Genomic DNA, 23,247 nt, shown 5'->3' with positions numbered 1-23,247 from the left:
GTCCCCCACCCAACCGCGCTGATCCGCCGGGGCGGGCCCACGCGGTCCACCACCCCGCCGTCCAGCCCCGGCACCAGTCACTGACTGAGTTTTGCCTCCGTTGACGGAGCAAAGCAGGGCGAGTTCGACTTCTAATCCCTCGCCAGACCCACGAGAAGCCCGTAGGCCACCGCCACGGGCTTCTCGTCATATAAGCCACCCGGTGTCCGGAATAGGCATCGGTCAGCCGCCGTACAACGGCGCCGCCTTCACCGAAGCCGCAGCACCCGCTGGTTGTCGGCGCCCAGGGCATCGGAGGCCGCTTTCAGCACCGCGTTGAGCACGTCGGCGGCCTGCGTGTACCGATCCTCGGTGAGCAGTTCGTCGGACCCGGCCTGCCGCAGCGGGTGTGGCTGGAGCGGTACGCCGAGTGCTTCGACACGGTGGAGAACAACAACGCCTTCTACCGGCTGCCGCCCCGCGAGACGTTCGAGAGCTGGCGCGAGCGGACCCCGGACGGTTTCGTCATGGCGGTCAAGGCCAGCCGGTTCCTGACCCACATCAAGCGGCTGAAGGAACCCGAGGAACCGGTCCAGCGGCTGATCCGCACGGTCCCATATATGCCTATTTCTAACGCTTTACAAGATCTTGTCATGCTTTCTGGGTGATGTTACCACTGTCTCATCACGTGGGACGCGGCCGACGGAGGCCACGTCCCCATTTCAGGAGGCAAGCAGCGTGTCGTCGTCTCTTCCACCGTTACGCATCATCATCACTGCGGTTGCCGCAGCCTCGCTCGCCCTTTCCTTCGCCGGGGTCGCCCAAGGCGAGCAGCGCCATGAGCCGCGGAAACTCCCGGTCGTCCACGGCGATGGACAGGGCAAACCGGATAAGGACAACAGGAAGGGCCGAGTGGCACCCCCGCGCTCGGCCAAGAAACCGGCCAAGGCGACCCTCCGATGGAATGATCTCGGAACTCCCGCACTCGTCACCTCGGAAGAGCCGCTCGCCGAAGGGCTCGCCGCCGATCCCGTACAGGCCGCCCGTGCCTATCTGAAGGCCAACACAGACCTCTTCGGCCTGCGGGCCGAAGCCGTCGACGCATTGGAGACGGTCGCGGTCAATCCGATCGGCAAGGGGCATGCCGTGCTGCTGCGGCAGAAGTTCGGCGACCTGCCCGCCGGCTACGACGGTCTGGTCGCGGTCGGCGTGACCGACGGCAAGGTCCTGCACGCCTCCTCGACGCTGTCACGGGCCACGAGCGCACCTCCGGCCGCGGTCATCACCGAGCAGCAGGCACTGGAGATCGCCGCTCGCGACGCGGAGATCGACCTCAGCGTCGCATCGACCAAGCGCGCCGAGGAGGTGGCGGTCCCCGCCGCCGACGGGGTGCACCGCGCCTTCCAGGTCACGCTGATCGAGCAGGGGCATGAGGAGGAGCCCGCGGCCTACACCAGCTATGTCGACGCCGTCAGCGGCGACATCCTGATCAGGGAGAACCTGGTCGATCACTTCGACCCCGAGAATCCGTCATGGTCGGCGTTCGCGGCCAATCCCCCGGCGGACTACTCCTCCACCGACACGCGCCAGACCTGGTGCGCCGCCCCCCGGCGGGGGTGCGACCTCGTCGTCGGCGGGGACCCGGCCACCGGCAAGGCGTGGGATGTCGATCACACCACGGACACGCCGACGAACACCAGCTTCGGCAACGCGGCCCGCACGGTGGAGAACCGCGCCAGCGGTTCTTCCGGAACGGTCGGTACGCGCAGCAACGTGATCACCCCGAGCCGGAACTACAGCTTCCCGTGGCAGAACCAGTGGTTCAACGCCAAGTGCGACCCGGCCGCGTTCGACCAACCGGGCGAGGCCGACCTAGAGGCGGCGATCAGCAACCTGCACGCGATGCACAACCGCATGCACGACTGGTCGTACCGTCTGGGCTTCACCGAGACGGCCTGGAACATGCAGGTGAGCAATGGTGAGCGCGGCGGGCTCGGCGGCGACCCGGAGCGGGGCAACGCCCAGGCGGGTGCCAGGGTCCTGCCGGTCCGCAACAACGCCAACCAGATCACCCCTGCGGACGGTGTCGCCCCCATCAGCAACATGTACCTGTGGCAGCCGCAGGCCGGGGCGTTCTACGCGCCGTGCGTGGACGGTGACTACGACATGTCGGTGATCGGGCACGAGTACACCCATGCCATCTCCAACCGCATGGTGGCCGGGCCGAACTCGGGTCTCAGCGGGGCTCAGGCCGGCGCGATGGGCGAGAGCATCTCCGACCTGTTCGCCATGGAGTACCTCTTCGAGAACGGTTTCCGCCCGCGTGGCGACACGCCGTACGTGACCGGTGGCTACGTCACCGGCGACGCCGAGCGGGGCATCCGCAACTACGACATGTCGAAGTCGCCGCTGAACTACAGCGACATCGCCTACGACCTGGTGGGACAGCAGGTGCACGCCGACGGTGAGATCTGGTCGGCGACCCAGTTCGACGTTCGGGACGCCTTCATCCACAGGTACGGCAAGGGCTCGGCCAAGGATCAGCGGGCCTGCGCCGAGGGCCGCAAGCCGCTCGACGACTGCCCGGGCAACCGGCGGTGGATCCAGTTGCACTTCGACGCCTTCCTGCTCACGACCGCGGGCAACCTCAGCATGGTGGACATGAGGGACGCGATGCTCGCGGCGGACAGGGTCCGCTTCGGCGGTGCGAACCAGGACATCATGTGGAAGGCGTTCGCCGAGCACGGCCTCGGCGCGGGAGCGGCCAGCAACGGGACGGCCGACCCCGACCCGACGCCCAGCTTCGCCTCCCCGGATGGCGGCAACGCCACGGTGACCCTCCACCCCGAGGGCGAGGCCGCCGACGCACCCGTCCGCCTGTATGTGGGCGACTACGAGGGCCGCGTGGTCCCGGTCGCGGACACCGATCCGGCCACCGCGCTCGGCGCGACCTTCGAGATCGTGCCCGGAACATATTCGTTCGTCGCGGTGGCCCCCGGGTTCGGGCACACAAGGTTCGAGTCCAGGGTGAAGAAGGACCGGAAAGACCGGCCCACAGAGCTTCCCGTGGAGATGTTCCGCAACCTCGCCTCGGCCGCGGCGGGCGCGACGGCGACCGGCGACGGGGTGAACCAGGACAAGCTGATCGACGAGACCGAGGCAACGAACTGGGCATCGCTCACCGCTCCGGTCGCCGGCCGCTCGGTCATGGTCGATCTGGCGGGCACCAAGGCCGAAAAGATCCGGAGGGTTCAGGTCAGCGCCATGCTGCGGCCCGGCATCAACGATCCCGCCGACCCCGGTTCGACGCCGCAGAACCGGTTCACCGCGCTACGCGCCTTCGAGGTTCTGGCGTGTGACGCGACCTCTGGCACCGACTGCGCGAACCCCGCGAACTACACCACGATCTACACCAGCCGTAAGGATGCCTTCGCCACCAGCCTCCCGCGTCCGCGAGGCGGCGACCTGATCATCAAGTCGTTCGATGTCCGGCGGACGCCCGCGACCCACCTGATGCTGCGCACGGTGTCCAGCCAGTGCACCGGCAACCCGCTGTACGCGGGCGAGCAGGACAACGATCCCAACTCCGCCACCGACTGCGCCACCGCCGCCCCGCTCGCCGGTCAGATCCGGGCCGCCGAGTTCCAGGCGTTCTCCCACTGACCCGTCGTTCACACCTGAGGTGCTGGTCAGCTCGCGACGAGCTGACCAGCACCTGTTCATAGGGAGCCGCGACTTGAGTTGGGAAGGTGCCATCGGGCCCAGACGGTCTTGCCGGGGCCATCGGGAAGCCGGGTGGCGCCGCATTCGTGGGCGAGGGCCTCGACGATCGTCAGGCCTCGGCCGTGCACGGCCTCGATGCCGAGGTCGAGGCGGCGGGGCTGGTCACGGCCGTGATCGGTGACCTGGACGCGCAGCCCTTCGGCCTCCGCCGACAGGGAAAGCCTGACCGGGGGTTCGCCGTAGGTGATCGCGTTGGCGAGCAACTCCCCCACCACCAAGATCACATCATCGGCGAGGGTGTGGAGAGCCCAGGAGATGAGTATCTCGTTCACCATGCTGCGGGTCTTGCCGACCATCGACAGGTCGGGGGGCAGGTCCCAGCAGACGGTACGCGGGCCTTCCGGCGCCTCGGGCATGGTGACTCCTTGGGATGGATGTGGGGTTCGCGGGGATGAGCGGGGTGCCGGGGGCGGCGATGGGTGGGGTGCCGGGCCGGGCCGCTCGGCCTCGCGCATGAGGTCGCGCAGCTCGTCGGCGGTCCGGGCCTGGACGAGCAGGGGTCCGTGGGTGGTCCAGCTCGCGACGGCGTAGAAGCACCGCGCTCCGACGCCGTACCAGACGGCCCAGCCGGGTTCGAGCTGGTCAAGTTGCCGGGCGGCGGCTCGTTCGGCCGGATCCCACCGTCGCGGGTGAGCCGGGCCGGCGTCCGCTCCTCGCCGGTGCCGCCCGCTCACCCGGCTTTTGGTGTCACGCCTGGTCATGCCGCTACTTCGTTCCGGTACGGCCCGCGACCGGCGTAGAAGACCCGCCCGCTCGGCGGCGACCGCGCCGGTACGGCACGGGGATCACGGCCGAGGGGTGGCGGAGTGGTGACACGTTCATATCCGGCGGACGGAGAGATCGACCATCGAGGTCACGCCTTTCCGCACTCTCGACGACCATTCTCATCCCCTCTTATCCGGACATAGCTGACGCTTTTTGCGACGGCGCCATAGAGCCCTCATCAATACGGATGAGAGGGCCTCTCCGCCTCTTCGCTTGCTCTTGAAAACCCTTCACAGAGTGCCTCCGACCAGCTACGTTGTGCACCAAAAGGCCCCACACATAGCAGGACACTCGGTAGCGATAATGTGCTGGTTGTGCTGGGGAGTAGCGTTTCCTCGTTGGACGGAGTCGAAATGTCGGTACCCCCCGAGCCCGACCCCACTGTTAAGCCGCTGGCCCTCTTCGGCGCGGAGCTGCGCAAGCATCGGAAAAGAACCGGATTGTCCCAGGAGCGCTTGGCGCAGATTATCCAATTCAGCCCAAGCCTGGTCGGCTTCATCGAGAGAGGTCAACGCACACCAAGCCGTGGTTTCGTGCAACGCTGTGACGGCGCGCTTGAGACGGGCGGCGAACTCGTCCGCCTGTGGACACGCGTCACCGGCGAAGCCACCCCCGGATGGTTCCGCGGCTGGCTGGACATCGAGAAGGAAGCTCACACCCTGCATACCTGGCAACCGCTGTACGTGCCGGGACTTCTGCAAACAGAGGAGTATGCGCGACTCGTTCTACGTGGAGAGCCAGGCATCACAGATGAGCAGGTAGAGAAGCTTGTAGCAGGGAGATTGGAACGACAGTCGATCCTTGCTCAAACCGCTGCTCCACTGTTCCGAGCAGTCCTCGACGAAGGCATCCTTCATCGTCCGATCGGCGGTAAGGATGTTATGCGCGAACAACTTGCACGTCTTGTTGAGGCCGTCAAGTCACCCCGAATCGGGATCCAGATCGTGCCCCTGGCTATCGGAGCGACTACAGGACTCCTCGGTGGATTTGTCATCGCGCAGCTCCCCGGAGGTACGGATACGGTATATATCGACTCCGCGACTCACGGACACGTGACAAATCAGCTAGAAGATGTCAAAGCCGTCCACAGCCGATACGACACCATCCGAGCTGAGGCGTTGCCCCAACATGTCTCGGTCCAGTTGATCAGAGAGGCGGAGAAGCTATGGACTTGAGCGACGAACTGAACACCGCACACTGGCGCAAGGCCAGCAAGAGCGGATCGAACGGCGGTGACTGCTTAGAGGTTGCTCCGCTGTCCGGGGGACGGATAGGCCTGCGGGACACCGAGGCCCCCGAGAAGGCGCCCTTCGTGGTGAGCGCGAGCGTCTGGGACGCCTTCATCGACGGGGCGAAGAAGGGCGAGTTCGACTTCTGACCGCTCCAGACACGCGAGAAGCCCCTGGTTTCGTCGCCAGGGGCTTCTCGTCGTATCAGCTAGGACAACTCATCAGGTCAGCTTCCTGAGAGCCGAAGACGAGCCAGCAAGTCTCGCACCTCCCAGGTACGGTGATGCTGAAGACCGTAGAGGACAGCAAGATCCTCGTGCAGGGGCTGGAGGACGGCCTCCGCATCCTCCACCTGTCCTTCGGCGGCGAACAGGGAGCCGATGTCGCGCCGCAGGTCGAGCACTGTCTGGTCCAGTCCGAGATCCCTAAGGGCGTCGCGAAGTGCCGTGGCCGCGTCGCCGGACTGGGAGGAGCGCGCCTCGTCCACGATGATCGCGAAGCGGCGCTCCTTGATCTCGGTGGGCGTGCGCTTCAGATAGTCCATGAGCGACGGGAAGGTCTACAACGTCACGGTGATGATCTTGCCGCTTGACCATCGCCGAGACGATCGCGGCACCGAACACCGATTCGTGGTGGATGGGCTCATGGGGGGTCACCTCTTCCCGGTGATGAGGTATACGACATCCCGCCAGAACTTGTCGAAGGACGGGGAGTTCTGCCGCGCCAGGTGAAGATCGAAACGGGCCGCCAAACTGGTTTGGTGTTTCTTCGGGTTGTACGGCTGCGCGCCCGTCCGGTTGTTCGTGAGCCATTCTTTGCATCCTCTGAGCCGCTCCGGGTCGTCAGGAGACTTCAGATCCGCTCGAAGGCTCGCATGTCCCCTGAGCGAAATCGCGGCGGCCAGGAACCACGCCTCAAACTCCCGATTGGCGAGCACTACGACCATCGGGACATCCGCTCTCGCCGCACGTGCCCGGGACAGCAGACGGGGGCCAAGGTCAGCTGGACAATCGTCGTCTGAGTCCAACAGCACTAACACGCCGGTCGCACCCTCGATGTCCGAAACCAGGCGGTGAACCGCACCCTCGATGCCTCCCGCCGCCACAAGCGAGTTCCTGTTCACCCGGCGAGGTGGGGGTATGTCCGCCCACAGATGCGGGGCGATCTCCATCGCCAGCCTGCGCAGAAGCACAGGCAATGCCTGCACCTCTCCATGCCCCTCGACAATGGTCCCGATACGAATCCGAGTCATCGCTCAGCTCCCTGCCCACCGTTGGCTGGTGCCGCAGGACGAAGGTGTCCCTGCCGATGCATTTCGGCCAGATGAGAGGGGTTCTTGATCAGATTTCGTTTAGTGTGTTCGCTGAGTTCCCCTATTCGGGTCACCCCGTCCACCATCTCCACCATCCGCAGCACCGAAGGATGCACTCCTTCGGTGTCCAGAAGGTCGGAGCTCTGTGTCGTCACGATGACCTGAGTCCGGTGGGAGGCCTCGTGCAGCGCGTCGAACAGGCACGCGACTCTTGCGGGATGGATGGCGATCTCCGGCTCCTCGATGGTCACCAGCGGGATGGTGGCCGTCAGGGCTTCCGGCTGGAAAAGAGCCGTGAGCACCCCCATCCCGCGAACCGTGCCTTCAGAGAGTTGCTCACTCTGGAACACCTGAACGTGCGGATCCCCAGGGTGAACGGCGTCGGCGTTCACCGCGTTCCAGAACGGCAGGACCGGGTCCCCGGTCCAGAACCGCGCCTGGATCGTCGCGTAGTCTCCCTGGAGTCGCTGATCCACGCCGAGTAGCGACGGGATCAGCCATCGCATGTAGCCGTCCAGGGACTCCTTGAACTCGGGGTGCTGACCGGCGAGGAGCCCCATCACCTGTCCCAGGTGCTCACCGCGCTCACCTAGCTGTGTCCGCCGGACGCGAGTGTCGTCCAGTTGCCGCAAGACATCGGTCTCCAGATCGTAGAACCGCATCGCGAGAAGGGCGCGTAGCAGCCTGTCGTAGGGAGCGAGCCGGCCGACTATCGGCAACAGGAGTTCCTCGGGGTTGAGCCGCGCCCCCGGAATCCCACCGTCCACATTTCGCTGTCGCTCGCTCGTCAGATCAGTGGAGAAGGAGACGTCCTCGCCGGGAAGATGGAGCGAACAACTCTCCCGGAGAACGAGGTGTGTGAATTCCTCCTGCGGGTCCCGGCCGATGCAAACCTCGTACGTCGCCCTCCCGCCGTCCGGCCGCAGGGACAACTCCACGGCGATCAGGAAGGAGTCCGCGATGTCGCTCCTATCTGACTCACCCGGACTTTCCATCCTCCTGAGGACCGACTCCAGCCCACCCCGTTTCGCGATCGCCTGGCCGGGCGAGTAGGCCAGCGCGTCACGGACGAACATGATCGCGTCGAGGAAGTTCGACTTCCCCGACGCGTTGAACCCGGCCAGCACGGTGAGCGGCCCAAGCCGTACATCACACTCAGCGAGGGAACGGAACCCCTGCACACGAACCCGGGAAACGAACGGAGGCGCCTGCTCATGCGTGCTGGTCATGGCACATCCATCCCTCGTCCACCGGCCGTGGACACCTCGAACTGTCCAGTGACAGCAGCCGTGATCAGCGACTGCCGGTACTCGTCGTCGTCCCGCTTCACGGGCCGCAGATCCAGGAGGAAGCGGTCCATGTCGAGGTCCCGGCCGGAGAGCCGATCGACCTCGGCCAGGACCTTGTCCCGCGTGGGCGCCAGCACGCATTCGAGGCGGCGCAGCACGGTGAACGGCAGGATGACCTTGCCATGGTCCGCCTGCTTGTCGTCGCCTCGCGGCAGATCGGTGACCGACCATGCGTGGTTCACGAGTTCGGCGACCTTGTCGTGGTTCAACGGTTTCCTTCCAAAGGCTCCGGGGGGGTTGGTCGCTGGGGGCGGTGAGCGCCTGGTCTCACCCTGTCATTCTTCGGGCGGGAGCACCGCCCCGCTGGTAAGTCCCACATCGTGTTGGCGAGCGGTCTCCGCGGCCAGCCGTACGGCGAGGTCGGCCGCTCGTCACAGCGCGGCCATCCTGCGGAACGCTTTGCCGTACCGGCGCTGCTCTTCCAGCGGAAGGAGCGGCACCCGCAGCCGCCGCGCGTCGACCCGTACGATCGTGCTGCCCGTGGCCGTGCTGTTGAGATTGTCCTCGGCCGACAGGAATCCCGCGAGGAACCACGGATCGAGCCTGTCCAGGTCCGGGCGGAACAGATGGAGGTGCGGGCCGAGGAACGCGCCGGCATCGCCTTGGTCGGCCACCCGGGCCGTGCTGGAGGCGCCATGCAACATCTCGGGGAGCAGGACGTCTCCGCGCCGGATCTCCACGGATTCGGCGAGATGACTCGCCGGGACACTGCCGGAGGCCCCTCGACTCGCGGTCACGTCACCGGCCGTCAGAACCGGCGTGTCATCGTGCTCTGAGGGCGCGTCGTGCCCGGTGGGCTGCTTGTCACGTCCGGGCCTCGCCCTGTGCAGGTCGATCGCGCCGCCGCGCACGAGGTCGGCCACCGTCGCCGTACGCCAGGTGGCGGCCTTCGCGCCGGCGGGCTTCCCACACTCAGCGGCGTCCATCCGCAGCGCGGCGCGCACAACTGCGGGCACGCCTTCAGTAACGACGTCACGGGGTAGTTTGCGCAGCTCAGCCCTCAGCTCATCCAGCGGCGACGCCTCCGGGAGCTGGCCGCGAGCGGCCAACCAAGACTCGACGGCGTCTCGGTCGTAGGTGGGGCTGGCCTCTGTGCCCCCGCTCGGCTGCGAGAAGTCTGGGTGGCGCCGCCGCCAGTTGCTGACCGTCGCTCGCGTCACCCCCGCCAGACGGGAGATCTCCGCGGCCGTCAGCTGCTCGGACCCGTGTCCTACCACTTCGTCCTGCCAACGCTCGGGGGGCTTGTAAGCCAGCTCCACTGCATACACACCGCCAACCGTTGCACAGTGATTGACAGTGCTTTCACTCCATGCTCTCCTGGAGATGCTTTCAGGGGGCGTAACTCTAGCGACGCCTGCCGCCTATGTGGTGAGAACCGCCCCGCCACCCCAAAGCATCACCAGCACCGCGAGCAAGAGCACGTAGACCCTTGGGCTGTTCGGCGCACTCGACGGAAAGCTTCTCGACGAGCTCGCGTTCGCCCCCGCTCTTTCCCGACTTCCCCCGGGACGCGGTCCCCTACCTGGTGCGCGGCCACTTCACGATCCCCAAGGTCGAATGGTCGGGGATCTGTCCCAGCTCGTCGGCGCTCATCGACAGCGTCGGCGTCCGGCGGCACGCCGAGATCGTCCGAAAGCTCGAGAACACCGGCTTCCGGGAGCCCAAAGCCTGATTACCCGATGGTAGCGTTGCGAGAGGCTTGTATGAACGCGGCAATGCGGAATCACAGCCATTGGGCGGATATGCGCATGAGGCACCCGGCAGGCTGCCCCAGTTCGTCGTCTCTTCCAGGCCGGGATCGTTAAAGTCACCGCCCAGCACGGTGACCGCTACGGCCAGGTCGCTGTTGGCCTGCGCTTCCAGCACCCGAAGGTCGGGGCTGAAAGGACTGAAGTGTGTGCTGGCAAAGATCATCTTCATGCCGGCGACCTTGCAGCATATCCGTGCCTGAGCGTGCCAGAACGGCGCGTGTCGTTCGTGCCGTGACCGCAGCACCTCGATATTGCTGCCGTTGCGGACGAGCACCGACAGGTGACATCCATGCCGGGGAGCGGTCACCAGATACACCCGCGCTCCAAGCATCCATTCGGCCATGTGCACGCCCCGGCCGCCGCATTCCAGCCAGTGCTTGGCTTCCTGGATGAGCACCACGTCGGCGCCGATGCCGGCGAGGAGACGAAGCTGGCGGCCCAGACGGCCGGCGTTTCCCTCATCTATCCCGCCGTCCCGAAGATTCCACGAGGCGATCAGCACCTCGGATCCTGGGAGGAACAGGCCGTCACGGGGCGGCGATCACGCGGCTCGAACAGAGCACCCACCTGCAGAGCCGCTATCCGGAGCAGCAGCGGAGGGGAGGTGTACCACACAATCCGGTACAGCCAGTTGAAGGGCCGGTTCTTCCATGGGATGCGCGTTGCCCTTTTCGTCGCCTTCAAGCCGTCGATGCATGCTGTTGCGCTGGTGGCACGCAGAGCGATGGCGTCGCAGATGAGCTCGTTCATCCATCCCATGCCGGCGGTGACGGCCCACCACGCCGAGATCGCGATCCAGCTTCGCATGCTGCCCGCGATGATCCATCCGACCGAGATCCCCGTCTGCTGCGTGGCCGCATACAGGGCCATGATTCCGGTGGCGTGTCCCATCTCGTGGCGCAGCGTCGCCTCCAGTTGGGCGGCCGGTCTGGACGCGTAGCCCGCGCGCGGGACAAGCCCGTGCAGTATCCGTCTGATCGTCATGCCGCGCTGCGCCTTCGGGGATTGCGCCGATGGGTCGGCCAAGCCGGTGGCCTGCTGGTACGACCGGCCGACGACCTCGTCGAACGGCTTCAACCCGGTGGTGCTCACGTCGCCTCGTTTTCGTCGGAGATGCAGGTGATGAGGGTCAGCCCCCAGGGCAGCGGGTGCACCACCTCGGCGATGCGTAAACCCGCTTCCTGCAGCAGCGCTGCGTACTGTCCGAGTCTGCGTTCACCCGTGCCGAACAGGGCCGCCATCCGCAGCCCCAGGTCCCGGGAGGGGTCGGGGGCGGCGAGGACGACGAGCCCGATGTGATGTTCACCAAGTACGTGTTCCGCGGTGACGGCGAACCCGTACAGCTCAGTAGCAGCTGGGAGCCACTGGCGTTGACACGCGGTACACCGGTCGTGCTGCCTGAAGACGGCCCCCACGCCGGCCGTGGAGTGGTGGAACGCATGCGGCAGATAGGGGTGAACATCACGCACGCGGCCGAGGCGGTCTCGGCTCGCCAGGTGCTCGCCGAGGAGGCCTCAGCGCTCGACATCGCACCGGGGGCGATCGTGCTCACCATCGAGCGCACGTACTACGCGGACGCACGCCCGGTCGAGACCGCCGACATCGTGATCCCCGTCGACCGGCACCAGGTGGTGTACGGCACCTCAATCTGGGACAAACCACAATAAGTTACATGCACCCACCGAGCGCCTGCAGCGAGTCGATCAGAGGTGGAGAAACTGTGGATCTGAGGCGCTCCCGCGATCCGCTGGCTGGAGGCATGCCTGGCCATCGAATCGCGCCAGAAGGACTACGCGCTGTGGAAGACGATCGCCGGTCCACGAGCACCGCTGGAGGGGAACATCTGGGTCAAGGTGTGCAGTTCATGGCTCGGCTGGGAGCAAGCCCACGGGCTGGGGTCGTTCACATGTGCTCGTGATGGTCACCGCCGTCCCTAAGCGCGCCGAGGACAGCAGCGACTCCATGATGTCGAGCACGTGGTAGGCCAGCGCCCCGCCGGCGCGGGACTCCCGGCCCGCCGGGGTCGTGGCGAGATCCGCCAGGCCGACTCCGCGCCCGGCCTCGACGTGGCCGGCCATGGCGGGAAGGGTCTGCCAGCCCTCCTCACCCACCCTCGCCAGCAGGACGGGGCCGTCGAAGTGGTTCGGATCGGGGACGACGAGCGAGCCTCGTTCGCCGTGCACTTCGATGTTGGGCGCGCTGGTGGCCGCCCCTTCGAAGCTCATCACCAGTGTGGACAGCGCCCCGGACGCGTGTACGAGCACGCCGGTGACGTGGGTGTCGACAGCGACCGGGATCTCCTCGCCGCGGCGGGGGCCCGAGCCGATGGCCCGCTCGGCCCGCGTGCGGCTGGCGGCGCCGATGACCGTCGTCACCGGTCCGAGAAGGGTGATCAGACTGGTGATGTAGTAGGGGCCCATGTCCATGAGCGGGCCGCCGCCGGGGGCGTAGTAGAAGTCGGGATTCGGGTGCCAGCGTTCGTGACCGGGGGTCATCATGGTCGCGGTCGCCGCGACCGGCCTGCCGATCAGGCCGTCGTCGATCGCCTTGCGCGCGGTCTGCGTACCGGTGCCTAACACCGTGTCCGGCGCGCAACCCACCCGCACCCCGGCGGCGGCGGCCGCGCGTAGCACCCGCGCGGCATCGGCGGCGGTCGCGGCAAGGGGCTTCTCGCAATACACGTCCTTGCCGGCCGCGATGGCCTGCAACGCGATTTGGGCGTGCGCGGCGGGGATGGTCAGGTTGAGTACGACGTCAATGCGCGGATCCGCCATCAACTCCGTCACGCTCAGCACCTCGACGCCCGCGTACGGCCGCACCGCCTCCCTGGCCCGTTCGAGATTCAGATCGGCCACGGCCACCAGTCGCAGCTCCGGCAGTCGTTCGATGCTCTGGCGGTACTGGTCGAAAATGACACCACACCCCACAACGCCGACGTTCACCGGCTGGCCCACAACATTCCCCTCTCGATGATGGTGCGCACGCTGTCGTTACGCAGGACGTCGAGGCTGTGCCCAGGGGTGGTGACGAAGATTTTTCCGTCGCCCCAGCCGCGGGTCCAGATCGCCGGCGAGGTGACCTCCCGGTGCCAGGGGTCCCACGGGCGGACCCTCTGTGTCGTGGTGGCGAGCACGTCGCTGTAATCGTCGGTCAGCACCCAGTACTGTTCGGTGACCAGGTCGAAGTCCGCGATGCCCGCGGTGATGGGATGGGCGCTCGCCTCGGGCGTCATGGTGACGGTGTACGGGACGAAGTTGTCGGCCTGCGAGCCGTCCCGTTCGGCCGGGTCCTTACCGGGATGACAGGCGAACTGCCCGCCGATGAGGTGCAGGTAATCGGAGGAGTTGCGGAAGGAATCGGCGATGCCGCCGTGCCAGCCCGCCATTCCCGTACCGGCTCGAATCGCGGCCTCCAGCCCGCGCAGCTCCTCCGGCTCGATCGTGCCCATGGTGTAGCACTGGACGATGAGGTCGACACCGGACATGAACGCGGGGTCGGCGTACGGCGCCGGGGATTCCGCCCGATGCACCTCGAACCCGTGCTTTTCAAGGAAGGGAACGAAGAGGTCGGTGGCCGCCACCGGGGCGTGCCCTTCCCAGCCGCCCCGCACCAGCAGAGCCCTCCGGCCGTGATCACCTGTCATGCCTTCACCTATCACTTCAGTCCAGGGGCAAAACACTGCAATCGTCACATTTCTGGCCCCGGATCACTAGGGCACCATCTTCTGAGGCGTCGTGCTCACTGCTGGACTCGGCGGGAGCCGGGGTGTCGGTGACAACGGTCGACGGTCACTGACCCCGGTTCGGAGTGCGGCCATCGGTGGCGAAACCCGGGTGCTCCACCTGCTGCGCTCGGTGGCGGCGCCGAGCGGGCGGGCGCCGTAACCGGCCAGCATTCACCCTCCCTGCCGAACAGGCTGAGGAACTCGACCGGTTCGGTACCGGCGGCGCCGAACCAGTGCGGTACGTGTGGCCGCATCGCCGGTCTCGATCATCAGAGGGGCTGGGTCAGGTTCACCATGTTGCCGTCAGGGTCGTGAACGTGGGCCACTCGCTGGCCCCATGGCATGTCGTTGGATGGGCCGAGCACGCGCCCCCCGGTCACCTCGACTCGACCCAGCAGGGCGTTCACGTCGTCGACGTCCACACTCAGCAGGATCCGCTGCGGGGCGGCCAGGTCGGTCGCCGCCTCGTCGACCAGTCCGAGTTCGGAGTTGCCCAGCCTCAGGCCCACGAAGAAGGCGGGGCCGTCGTCGGGGTAGCGGCGCACTTCCACCGCGCCGAGCAGGCGCTCGTAGAACCTCTGCAGCCGAGTCAGGTCGGGTGTGGTGATGATGGGCTGGACTCTGGTCATGTTCCGCCGCTCCTGTTCGCGCGTTCGAGTCGCTGTCGATGGTGATACGCCCTGGGAGCGCGGAACTCATCGGTGTGACGGCACCGTCTCCGGCGCTCTGGAGGAATCGGCCGGCGAGCCGAACAGCGGGATCAGCCGGTCGGCGTCCAGATAGGTGGTGATGCCGCTGATCAGGCCCTCGAACACATCGAGGAGGACCAGCCCGAAGGGCAGGTGGTCGCCATCGGGACCAGGCCGCGTCTGCCAGAACGCCGGCGAGCCGTTCGCCGCGGCCGGGACGAGGCGGGCGCCCGCACAGGACCCGTCCGGGGCCAGCATCACCTGCCGGATCTGGTCACGGCCGCGAAGCCACCAGGTGAAGGGCGGCATCGACATCGTGGCATCCTCGTGGAGCAGAGCCACGAGCGCGGTGATGTCGTGGCGCTCGAACGCGTCGCAATAGCGGGTGAGCAGCTCACGCTGGGTGGGGTCGGACGGCCGGAACGGCTCGCCGGTCCTGACGTCGAGCGCCTTTAGCGTCGACCGCGCCCGCTGCAACGCGCTGGTCACCGATGCGACGGTGGCCCCCAGCAGGTGGGCGACCTCCTCGGCCTTCCAGCACAACACGTCGCGCAGGATCAGCACGGCCCTCTGCCGGGGCGGCAGGTGCTGCAGGGCGGCGACGAACGCCAGGCGGATCGTCTCGCGTCGCACGGCCAGCTCTTCTGGATTGCCGTCCATCGGCAGCACAAGACCGTCCGGAACCGGCTGGACCCAGACCCGCTCTGGCATCGGCTCGCCGATGCCGTCCCCGGCGTTCGCCGCCCGGCTGAGGTCCATGGCGAGGGCCCGGCGTTGTGGGCTGCGCAGCATGTCAAGGCAGATGTTCGTGGCGATGCTGTAGAGCCACGTGCGCAGCGACGCCCGCCGCTCGTCGTAGCGGTCGAGTGACCGCCAGGCACGCACCAGCGTTTCCTGCGCCGCGTCTTCGGCCTCGAAGGCGGACGCGAGCATCCGGTAGCAGTAGCCGGTCAGTTCGGCCCGAAACGGCTCCAGCCGGGCGCCTTCGCCGGTCAACGTCTCCATCACCCATCGACCATACGCATCGTCACGGACATTACGGCGACCCGGCCGATGAGTTTCCGGCGCTTCGCCCGTACCCATGCCGAGAGCGCGCGGCGGGTCCGTGCGCCGGACAGGAGGCATGAGATGACTGAAGATCACCTTCGGGCCGCGGTGACGGCGGAACGTGGCGAACAGGCGGAACTGCTCGCCGCCCTTCGGCCGGAACAGTGGGACGTGCCCACGTTGTGTGCCGGCTGGAGGGTGCGCGAGGTCGTCGCCCACACCACCATGCCCTTCCGCGCCTCACTCGGGCGGACGCTGGTGGAACTGGCGAAGGCTCGCGGAGACATCAATCGCATGGCCGATCAGTGCGCGCGCCGCGACGCGGCCAGGATGCCGGCCGAGGCGCTGCTCACGTTACTGCGGTCGGGCCGAACGCGGCAGGGTCGTGGTCCCGGCGCTCCCGCCATCTCGTGCTGGACCCGCAGGTTTCATCGGCATCCCCGGCGAGTAACGCCGCGAGGCCGGGTGGTCACGGGGCGCCGCGGTCAGATCTCGTCGAGGATGCGGGTGAGGGCTCGCTTGGTGTCGGAGACCGGGACGGCGTCGATGCACAGGCGTTCCATGACGGCCTGGTAGCGGTCGAGGTCGTCGCGCTTGTCGAGGTAGATCGCGCTGGTGAGCTGCTCCAGGTAGACCACGTCGGGCAGGTCGCGCTCGGAGAACCGCAGGATGCTGAACGGCCCGCCGGCGGCGGCGTGGCCGCCCGCGCTGAACGGCATGACCTGCACGGTGACGTTGGGGGACGCGACGATGTCGATGAGGTGCCTGATCTGGCCGCGCATGACCTCGGCCCCGCCGAGCGGGCGGCGCAGCACCGCCTCGTCGATCACGGCCCACAGGTGGGGGGCGTTGGGCCTGCCGAGCAGCTTCTGCCGGGCCATCCGCAGGTCGACCCGCCGCTGGATCTCCTCCTCGGTCCCGTCGGGGTGGCCGAGCAGGACGACCGCGCGGGCGTACTCCTCGGTCTGGAGCAGGCCGGGGATGAACTGGACCTCGTAGCTCCGGATGCGGGTGGCGGCCTCTTCCAGGCCGACGTACGCCTCGAACCAGTTCGGCAGGACGTCGTCGTAGTTGTGCCACCAGCCGGGGCGGTTGGCCTGCGCGACCAGGGACAGCAGGCCGTCGCGATCGCTCTCCTCGGTGACCCCGTAGAGCGTCAGCAGGTCGGCGACGTCCCGGGCGCGGAAGCTGACCCGTCCGAGCTCCATACGGCTGATCTTGGAGTGCGAGGCCCGGATCGAGTGCCCGGCCGCTTCGAGGGTGATGCCGCGGTTCTCACGGAGGCGGCGGAGCTGGGACCCGAGAAGGATGCGCAGGACCGTAGAGCTGCCGCGCTCCCGAGCCATCATGTTGAGCGGGGTCTCGTCCCCTTCGGCTCGGGCAGTGATCATGTCGGTTCCTTAGAACAGCGGTGTCGTCTCACTTCTCGCGGTCACAGAGAAGTTCACGATACCCCCGGGGCGCTAATCCGGATATACCCCAACATCACCCTTAGGCTACGATTTCAAACCCTCCGTAGCTGCCGGTTCGGTCAAAAGGCCAGGTCATCGAAGTCGCCGTTCTTGGCACCCCGAATGAACGCGGCCATTTCCGCCTGGCTGTAAATGAGCGCCGGGCCGCCGGGATGCCGCGAGTTGCGCACGGCGACTCCGCCGTCCGGGAGCGGGGCCACCTCGACGCAGTTGCCGCTCGGGTTGCTGTAGGCGCTCTTGCGCCAGCGCGCCCCGGCGATCGCGGACGCGGCCATGCCGTTGGAGATCTCGTTCATCTCGCCTCTTCACATATCCCCGAAACCCGACGAACCCTGCCATCCGTCACCACAGGTCCCTCACCGGAACGAGGACACCCAGATGGGCGCTTCCATCCTCAAGTGTCAGCATACCTCTGTGCGTTTGCACGTGCATCGGTACTTGCACCTGCACACGGAAAGGGAGCAATATGTCCAAGTAGTTACAACTCCATGCTGAGATCGACCTAACCTCACAGGGCTCGCCTATGACTGGGTACAGGACACAACGGACTAAACCCACGCAGGTGGGAAATGACAGCTGGGAAGGCTGGCTCGCCGCGCTCGACCACGTCCTTTCCTCCTCGGGTCCGTGGGCGGTCGGCGGCGGCGAGGATCCCGAACGCCTGCAGCTAGCGCTCTGCGAACTCCGGCACGACCCGTACGCGGCACGCACCGCACGCCGGTTCACGACCACCACGCTGCGCGCCTGGGAACTGGAAGATCTTCTCGACGACGCCGAGCTCGTCATCGGCGAGCTGGTGATCAACGCGCTGAGGCACGGGCTGAGCAGCCGCGCCGCCGTGTACTCGGGACGTCCCGTGCGGATCATCCTCGCCCTCACCGAGCAGTCCCTGATCTGTGTGGTCACCGATCCCAGCGACGAGTTCCCCACGCCGCGCGACCCGGACTTCGTGTCCGAGGGCGGGAGAGGGCTGCAGGTCGTCGCGGGCATCAGCCACCAGTGGGGATGGGCCCCGCTGGGCTCCCCCGGCAAGGCGGTGTGGGCGGGTTTCACCCTCCCGGGCGGCCAGGCCCACCCCGTGAGACACCTGGAGGTCTGCTCCTAGCGCCGCACCCGTGGATCAGCGTGCAGACTGGAACAGGGTTGTACCGCTGAGACCGTCGCCGGCACCCACTGTCAGCGCTTGTCGAAAAGACGAATATCGTCTCCCGAATTAGCGCTAACATCGGCATTCGGCAGAACGGGGAGGATCATGACGGCGTTCTCGAAGCTCGAACGTCTCGGTTTCGATCCGACGATCCCCAACGAAGCCCGCATGTACGACTACTTCGTGGGCGGCAAGGACAACTTCGCCGCCGACCGGGAGGCCGCGCGGCGAGCGCTCGAAGTGGCGCCCGAGCTTCCCATCTTGTGCCGTGAGGGCCGGCGGTTCCTCGACCGGGCGGTGCGCTATCTCGCCGGCGCCGGGATCCGGCAGTTCGTCGACATCGGCTGCGGCCTTCCGACGCAGGGCAACGTCCACGAGGTCGCCCAGGCGGCGGCGCCCGACTCGCGCGTGGCCTACGTCGACAACGACCCGGTGGTCGTCGTCCACTCCCAGGCCCTGCTGGAGGACGACAAGCAGACCGCGGTCATCGAGGCCGACATGCGCGACCCCGATCAGATCCTCAGCCATCCCCGGCTGACCGGCCTGATCGACCTGGACGAGCCGGTCGCGATCCTGCTGCTCTTCACGCTGGTCATCGTCCCGGAGGACGAGCTCGTCACCCGCATCGTCCGGCGGCTGCGCGACGCCGTCGCCCCGGGCAGCCACATGGTCATCGCCCACAGCGTCTCCGACCCCCGGCCCGAGACCACCGCCAAGCTCGCGGCCCTCTACCAGGACGACGGGGTGGTCTCCGGCCCGCGCCGCGACCAGCTCCGCACCAAGGCCGACGTCGAGCGGCTGTTCGAGGGACTTTCGCTGGTCGAGCCGGGTGTGGTCTACATCCCGGCGTGGCGGCCGGACCCCGGAGACCAGCCCGTCGCCCCCGAGTCGGTCTGGTCCGTCGGCGGCATCGGCCTCAAGGCCCCCTGAGCCGCACCGGCCATGCCCGGCCTGCGTCTCCCCAGGTCACAGGCGTAGCCTTGCGAAAGATGGCCTCGACGTAGCCCCGGACACCGCGAAGGCGCCGTGCCGGCGAGCCGGTGGCGTGGGTCCTACCGCCTCGATGGAGTCCTCATGTCCGCTACCGCCACCCTCAGCGCACCCAGAGCGACGGGCCCGGCTCCCCTGCTGGTCGCCGTGCTCGGCCTGCTGTCGGCGTTCCAGCCTTTCGCCCTTTACATGTACCTGCCGGGTTTCGTCCCCCTCGCGCGCGACCTGCGCACCTCGGCCATAGGTGTGCAGCTGACCCTCAGCGCCTTCCTCCTCGGGGTGGCGCTGGGCCAGTTCTCGATCGGAGCGCTGTCCGACCGCCTCGGCCGGCGCGCGCCGCTCCTGGTCTGCCTGGCCCTGTGCACGGTGGCCGGGGCCGTGTGCGCCCTGGCCCCCGCCATCGGGGTACTGATCGCGGCACGGTTCGTCCAGGGGCTCGCGGGGTCGGCCGCCATCGTCGCCGGCCGCGCCATCGTCACCGACACCGGGCGTGGCAGGGACGCCGCGCGCGTCTTCGGCATCCTCATGGCCGTCCTTGGCGTCGCGCCCGTCGTCGCCCCGCTGGCCGGGGGGATCGTGGCCGGCACGGCGGGCTGGCGCGGGGTGTTCGCGGCGCTCGCCCTGCTGTCGCTGCTGATGTTCCTCGCCGCCCTGGTCGCGGTCCCCGAGACGCTGCCCAAGCACCGGCGTGGTGCCGTGGACCTCCACGCGACCGCCCGGGTGGTACGCGGCCTGCTGCTCGACGGGCCCTTCCTCGGCTACGCCCTGGCGTTCACCTTCGCCTTCGGCGCCCTGATGGCGTACGTCGCCGCGTCGCCCTTCGTCCTTGGGAACCTCTTCGGCCTGACGACCGCCACCTTCTCGCTCGCCTTCGCCATCAACGCGCTGGGACTGTTCCTCGTCAGCACCGTCAACGCCAGGCTGGTGTACCGCTTCTCCCCGCATCGGCTGCTGCAGACCGGGCTGGCCATCCTGTTCGTGGCCGCCGCCGCGCTGTGCGTGCTGGCCGTGACCGGGCTGCTGTCGGAGGTGACGGGCCTTCCGCTGCTGCTCGTCGCCGTGTCCTCGCTCGGGCTCGTGCTGGGCAACGCCGCCGCCCTCGCGCTCGGGCGCGCACCGCACTCCGCCGTGACCGCCTCGGCCCTGCTGGGGACCCTGCAGTTCGCGTTCGGCGCGCTGGTGGCGCCGCTGGCCGGCCTGCGCGGCGATCGCAGCGCCGTGCCCATGGCCCTCGTGATGGACCTCTGCGCGGTGCTCGCCCTGCTTGCCCTGGCGCTCACCCGCAACGCGCTGGATCTGACGCCGGGCGAGCGTCCGGACGCCGAACGTGCGGGCATGAGGTCCTGCGATCAGCGGGGCTGACACCCGGGCTCGAATCAGGCAGGCACCCGTCGCCGGGGTCGGGGGTGAAAAAAACTTTACGGACGTCCCGCGGTCTTGGTGTCAGCGGTCGGCGCACCACTGACACGCAGGGCAGACCCGCCACCCCCATCATGATCTCGAATGATTACGGACCGTTGGTGCCGTGCGGCCAATCGAGACCCAATATGTCAGCGATGTCGCCCGAGATAGATCAGTCTTCGTCCGCGCGTCGCGGCGAATCAGACTTAACTTTTGCCCCATACCCCGTAAAATCCGCCGATGTGAACGATGGTCATCACGCTCCACAGGAGCTTCCGGTCCGCGAACGCTCGTTCCGGACCAGCTCCGGCCGGCACCGGCGGCCGGTGCCCGCGCAGTTGCCTCCGGACGCGCCCGCGCTCGTGCTGGCCGCGCCGGGCACCGCCTGCGACGTCCCCGCGGCCATCAAGACCATTGTCGGCGTCGAGCATCCCCAGCTCGACGTGCGCCTGATCCACCTCGGCGACAGCAAGACCAGCCTGGCCGAGATGCTCACCGACTGCGCCTCCGACCGGCCGAAGGAATCGCCGGCCGCCATCGTGGTCCCCCTCGTGACCGGCCCGCACCAGCAGGTCTACCGGGCCATCCGGGAGGCCGTCGCCGACAGCGACGTCCTGACGACCATCGCCGACCCGCTCGGCCCGCACCCCCTGCTCGCCGAGGCGCTGCACGTCAAGCTCTCCGAGAGCGGGCTCGCGCGGGCGGACCGCATGCGCCTGTTCAACATCGCGGCTCCGGTCGACGGGATCATCGTCGCCACGGTCGGCGGCCAGGAGGCCGTGCGGGCCGCGGACGCGACGGTCGTCCTGCTGGCCGCGCGGCTCACACTTCCCGTGGTGGCGGCCTCGCTGGACGCCTCCCCCGGCGTCGGGGACGCCGCCCAGCGGCTGCGCAACATCGGCGCCTCACGCCTGGCCCTGGCCCCGTTCCTCATCGGCCCCGAGATCGACGTCCAGAAGATCACCGCGGCGGCCGAGTCGGTGGGCGCGGGGTGCGCGGAGCCTCTCGGGGCCCACGGCGCGGTGGCCCAGCTCGTCGCGCTCAGCTACGGAAGCTCCCTCACCGGCATCGACCCCGAGCAGCCTTAGCGGCCGGCCGCCCCTCAGAACCGGAGCGGGCCGGGCCAGGTGTGCACGGGCTGGTCGGTGAAGGCCAGGTCGCGGTAGCGCGCCAGCATGGCGGCCCGGGCGCCCGGCTCGTCGCCCAGCGCGGCCAGCGCCTCGCGCTGCCAGACCGCTCCGGTGCGGCGCAGCAGCACGCGCTCGCGGATGATCGAGAGCAGCCTGGACGCCTCGGACTCCTCCACCCCCGCCCCCGCCAGGCCCTCAGCGGCCACCGGCAGCAGTTCGAGGATGACCTCGGAGGCCGGCGCGGGGTCCGTACGCCCCGGCCAGGCGAGCACGGCGTCCAGCCCGTTCCGCGCGGCGCGGTAGAAGTTGCGGTAGGCGTCGGCGAAGGGGAAGCCCTCGATCCAGTCGGGCCCGGCCGCCGTCGCCACCACGAGCCCCAGCAGGAACGCCGCGTTGGCCGCCATGTCGGCGCAGGTGGGCCCGGCAGGCAGGGCGCGGAGCTCGACCCGCAGGTGCCCGCCGCCCGCCGGGTCGTAGACGGGCCGGTTCCACTGCCACACCGTGCCCTGGTGGAGACGTAGCTCCGCGAGCCGGGGCACTCCGCCGTCCCGCACGGCCGCGAGCGGGTCCTCCTCGTCCATCACGGGCATGACCGGCTCGTACTCGCGGACGCTCAGCTCGAACAGCTCCTCCGCGCCGCTCTCCACCCAGCCGGAGCCGAAGCACACGCGGCCGTCCACCCGCCACGGGCGCTCCATGTCGCGGTCGTCCGCCGAGGCCTCGAACAGCGCGATGCGGGTCTCCTCCCACAGGTCGCGGCCGAGGAAGGACGGGGAGTTGCCGCTGACCGCGAGCACCGGGCCGATGGCGAGCTGGGCGGCGTTGTACACGCGCGCGAAGTCGGCCGGTGGCGTGCGCAGGTGTACCTGCCAGGAGGTGTTGGCGCTCTCGAGGATGACGTCCTCCACCTCCAGCTCCAGGCGCTCGACGCCGTGGATCTGGACGCGGAACGGCTCGGCGCGCACCCGGCGCATCCCCCGGCTGAGCGCCCGGTAGCGGGTCTCGTCGCTCATGGCGTCACGGGTGAAGTCGAACTCGGTGAGCGTGGGCAGGATGCCGATGGGCACCACCCGGCCGCCCCGCGAGCGGGCGGCCTTGTCGACCAGGAGCATCATGTCACGCGCCTCGGCCGCCAGGGCGGTGAAGGGCCGCCCGGCCAGCGGCAGGGGGGTCAAATTGACCTCAAGGTTGAAGCTGCCCAGCTCAAGGACCACCCGGTCGTCCCCCGCGACCGCGCGGACCTCCTTGTTGCGGCGCAGCGGGCGGCCGTCCGCGTCGATCAGGAAGAGCTCCAGCTCTGCGCCGACGGTCGCGGGCCCGGCGCCGAAGCCGGGCCTGGCGAGCAGCTCACGCAGCGCCTGGAGGGAGTCTTTCAGTCGCTCCCCGAAACGCCCGTACTCCGCCTCGGAGAACCGCTCCTTGGCTACTTGCTGTCCCATCGCTTCCCCCACGAGTGCAGGTCCCGGTCTCCCCCTCCCT

The 23,247-nt window shown here is 68.1% G+C and carries 26 protein-coding genes; 10 read left to right on the top strand and 16 right to left on the bottom strand.

Features of this window, described 5'->3' with window-relative positions; translation table 11 throughout:
* Positions 1–269: 269 nt before the first annotated feature.
* Together AB0O34_RS21480 and AB0O34_RS21475 are read left to right on the top strand one after the other, a co-directional pair.
* A complete protein-coding gene (locus AB0O34_RS21480; RefSeq protein ID WP_363917859.1) occupies positions 270–647 on the top strand; it encodes a DUF72 domain-containing protein in 378 nt (125 codons plus the stop codon).
* Positions 648–891: 244 nt separating this feature from the next.
* A complete protein-coding gene (locus tag AB0O34_RS21475; protein WP_363917853.1) occupies positions 892–3,642 on the top strand; it encodes a M36 family metallopeptidase in 2,751 nt (916 codons plus the stop codon).
* A gap of 56 nt (positions 3,643–3,698) precedes the next feature.
* On the opposite strand, the gene AB0O34_RS21470 is transcribed toward AB0O34_RS21475, so the two are convergent.
* Positions 3,699–4,463, bottom strand: a complete 765-nt coding sequence (locus AB0O34_RS21470) for an ATP-binding protein (RefSeq protein WP_363917851.1) — start codon at positions 4,461–4,463, stop codon at positions 3,699–3,701.
* 417 nt (positions 4,464–4,880) lie between these two features.
* Here AB0O34_RS21470 and AB0O34_RS21465 point away from each other — a divergent pair, with 417 nt between their 5' ends.
* Positions 4,881–5,702 (top strand): helix-turn-helix transcriptional regulator, encoded by an 822-nt coding sequence (locus AB0O34_RS21465; protein ID WP_363917849.1) that lies wholly within the window; start codon positions 4,881–4,883, stop codon positions 5,700–5,702.
* Positions 5,693–5,905: a DUF397 domain-containing protein gene (locus tag AB0O34_RS21460; RefSeq protein ID WP_363917847.1), complete on the top strand. Its 213-nt coding sequence runs from the start codon at positions 5,693–5,695 to the stop codon at positions 5,903–5,905. Before AB0O34_RS21465 ends, AB0O34_RS21460 begins: the two co-directional genes overlap by 10 nt.
* Positions 5,906–5,982: 77 nt before the next feature.
* Here AB0O34_RS21460 and AB0O34_RS21455 read toward each other — a convergent pair whose 3' ends face one another.
* The 8 genes from AB0O34_RS21455 to AB0O34_RS21420 form a co-directional block, all read right to left on the bottom strand.
* Positions 5,983–6,300, bottom strand: a complete 318-nt coding sequence (locus tag AB0O34_RS21455) for a hypothetical protein (protein ID WP_363917845.1) — start codon at positions 6,298–6,300, stop codon at positions 5,983–5,985.
* A 108-nt stretch (positions 6,301–6,408) separates the two neighbouring features.
* Positions 6,409–7,008 (bottom strand): DUF4276 family protein, encoded by a 600-nt coding sequence (locus tag AB0O34_RS21450; protein ID WP_363917843.1) that lies wholly within the window; start codon positions 7,006–7,008, stop codon positions 6,409–6,411.
* Positions 7,005–8,297, bottom strand: coding sequence for an AAA family ATPase (locus AB0O34_RS21445; RefSeq protein ID WP_363917841.1), 1,293 nt, complete (start codon positions 8,295–8,297; stop codon positions 7,005–7,007). The genes AB0O34_RS21450 and AB0O34_RS21445 overlap by 4 nt, the downstream gene beginning before the upstream one ends.
* Complete coding sequence (locus AB0O34_RS21440) at positions 8,294–8,626, bottom strand: type I restriction-modification system subunit M N-terminal domain-containing protein (protein ID WP_363917839.1); 333 nt, start codon at positions 8,624–8,626, stop codon at positions 8,294–8,296. Before AB0O34_RS21440 ends, AB0O34_RS21445 begins: the two co-directional genes overlap by 4 nt.
* A gap of 162 nt (positions 8,627–8,788) precedes the next feature.
* Positions 8,789–9,685, bottom strand: a complete 897-nt coding sequence (locus AB0O34_RS21435; protein WP_363917837.1) for a hypothetical protein — start codon at positions 9,683–9,685, stop codon at positions 8,789–8,791.
* Between the two features lie 250 nt (positions 9,686–9,935).
* On the bottom strand, positions 9,936–10,670 hold the full coding sequence (locus AB0O34_RS21430) for a hypothetical protein (protein ID WP_363917835.1): 735 nt from the start codon (positions 10,668–10,670) through the stop codon (positions 9,936–9,938).
* Entirely contained in the window at positions 10,664–11,260 is a 597-nt protein-coding gene (locus AB0O34_RS21425) for a hypothetical protein (protein WP_363917833.1), read from the bottom strand. Before AB0O34_RS21425 ends, AB0O34_RS21430 begins: the two co-directional genes overlap by 7 nt.
* Positions 11,257–11,409 (bottom strand): hypothetical protein, encoded by a 153-nt coding sequence (locus AB0O34_RS21420; RefSeq protein ID WP_363917831.1) that lies wholly within the window; start codon positions 11,407–11,409, stop codon positions 11,257–11,259. Before AB0O34_RS21420 ends, AB0O34_RS21425 begins: the two co-directional genes overlap by 4 nt.
* Positions 11,410–11,466: 57 nt before the next feature.
* Here AB0O34_RS21420 and AB0O34_RS21415 point away from each other — a divergent pair, with 57 nt between their 5' ends.
* Positions 11,467–11,835, top strand: coding sequence for a UTRA domain-containing protein (locus AB0O34_RS21415; protein WP_363917857.1), 369 nt, complete (start codon positions 11,467–11,469; stop codon positions 11,833–11,835).
* Between the two features lie 195 nt (positions 11,836–12,030).
* Here the strand turns inward: AB0O34_RS21415 and AB0O34_RS21410 are convergent, their stop codons facing one another.
* The 4 genes from AB0O34_RS21410 to AB0O34_RS21395 form a co-directional block, all read right to left on the bottom strand.
* The gene (locus AB0O34_RS21410; RefSeq protein WP_363917829.1) at positions 12,031–13,122 is read right to left on the bottom strand and encodes a Gfo/Idh/MocA family oxidoreductase; all 1,092 of its coding nucleotides are present in this window, start codon (positions 13,120–13,122) and stop codon (positions 12,031–12,033) included.
* Positions 13,107–13,811, bottom strand: a complete 705-nt coding sequence (locus AB0O34_RS21405) for a ThuA domain-containing protein (protein ID WP_363917827.1) — start codon at positions 13,809–13,811, stop codon at positions 13,107–13,109. Before AB0O34_RS21405 ends, AB0O34_RS21410 begins: the two co-directional genes overlap by 16 nt.
* 350 nt (positions 13,812–14,161) lie before the next feature.
* Positions 14,162–14,521, bottom strand: a complete 360-nt coding sequence (locus tag AB0O34_RS21400; protein ID WP_363917825.1) for a VOC family protein — start codon at positions 14,519–14,521, stop codon at positions 14,162–14,164.
* Positions 14,522–14,587: 66 nt separating this feature from the next.
* Positions 14,588–15,586 carry a sigma-70 family RNA polymerase sigma factor gene (locus AB0O34_RS21395; protein WP_363917823.1) on the bottom strand — a complete coding sequence of 333 codons (999 nt, stop codon included), beginning with the start codon at positions 15,584–15,586 and terminating at the stop codon, positions 14,588–14,590.
* 48 nt (positions 15,587–15,634) lie between these two features.
* On the opposite strand from AB0O34_RS21395, the gene AB0O34_RS21390 reads away from it, so the two are divergent.
* Positions 15,635–16,204 carry a maleylpyruvate isomerase family mycothiol-dependent enzyme gene (locus AB0O34_RS21390; protein WP_363917821.1) on the top strand — a complete coding sequence of 190 codons (570 nt, stop codon included), beginning with the start codon at positions 15,635–15,637 and terminating at the stop codon, positions 16,202–16,204.
* Here the strand turns inward: AB0O34_RS21390 and AB0O34_RS21385 are convergent.
* Positions 16,114–17,019 carry a helix-turn-helix transcriptional regulator gene (locus AB0O34_RS21385; RefSeq protein ID WP_363917819.1) on the bottom strand — a complete coding sequence of 302 codons (906 nt, stop codon included), beginning with the start codon at positions 17,017–17,019 and terminating at the stop codon, positions 16,114–16,116. The genes AB0O34_RS21390 and AB0O34_RS21385 overlap by 91 nt on opposite strands.
* A gap of 140 nt (positions 17,020–17,159) precedes the next feature.
* Positions 17,160–17,396, bottom strand: coding sequence for a DUF397 domain-containing protein (locus AB0O34_RS21380; protein WP_363917817.1), 237 nt, complete (start codon positions 17,394–17,396; stop codon positions 17,160–17,162).
* A gap of 266 nt (positions 17,397–17,662) precedes the next feature.
* Between AB0O34_RS21380 and AB0O34_RS21375 the strand changes: the two genes are divergently transcribed.
* From AB0O34_RS21375 to AB0O34_RS21360, 4 genes are all read left to right on the top strand, one after another.
* Positions 17,663–18,205: an ATP-binding protein gene (locus AB0O34_RS21375; protein ID WP_363917815.1), complete on the top strand. Its 543-nt coding sequence runs from the start codon at positions 17,663–17,665 to the stop codon at positions 18,203–18,205.
* A gap of 147 nt (positions 18,206–18,352) precedes the next feature.
* On the top strand, positions 18,353–19,177 hold the full coding sequence (locus tag AB0O34_RS21370) for an SAM-dependent methyltransferase (protein WP_363917813.1): 825 nt from the start codon (positions 18,353–18,355) through the stop codon (positions 19,175–19,177).
* A 144-nt stretch (positions 19,178–19,321) separates the two neighbouring features.
* On the top strand, positions 19,322–20,599 hold the full coding sequence (locus tag AB0O34_RS21365) for a multidrug effflux MFS transporter (RefSeq protein ID WP_363917811.1): 1,278 nt from the start codon (positions 19,322–19,324) through the stop codon (positions 20,597–20,599).
* Positions 20,600–20,880: 281 nt separating this feature from the next.
* On the top strand, positions 20,881–21,726 hold the full coding sequence (locus AB0O34_RS21360; RefSeq protein ID WP_363917809.1) for a hypothetical protein: 846 nt from the start codon (positions 20,881–20,883) through the stop codon (positions 21,724–21,726).
* Between the two features lie 14 nt (positions 21,727–21,740).
* Here the strand turns inward: AB0O34_RS21360 and AB0O34_RS21355 are convergent, their stop codons facing one another.
* Entirely contained in the window at positions 21,741–23,207 is a 1,467-nt protein-coding gene (locus tag AB0O34_RS21355) for a glutamate--cysteine ligase (protein ID WP_363917807.1), read from the bottom strand.
* Positions 23,208–23,247: the final 40 nt, after the last annotated feature.

The organism is Sphaerisporangium sp. NPDC088356 (genome assembly GCF_040685555.1).
Lineage (GTDB): Bacteria > Actinomycetota > Actinomycetes > Streptosporangiales > Streptosporangiaceae > Sphaerisporangium.
This window is presented reverse-complemented; position numbering and strand designations above follow the sequence as displayed.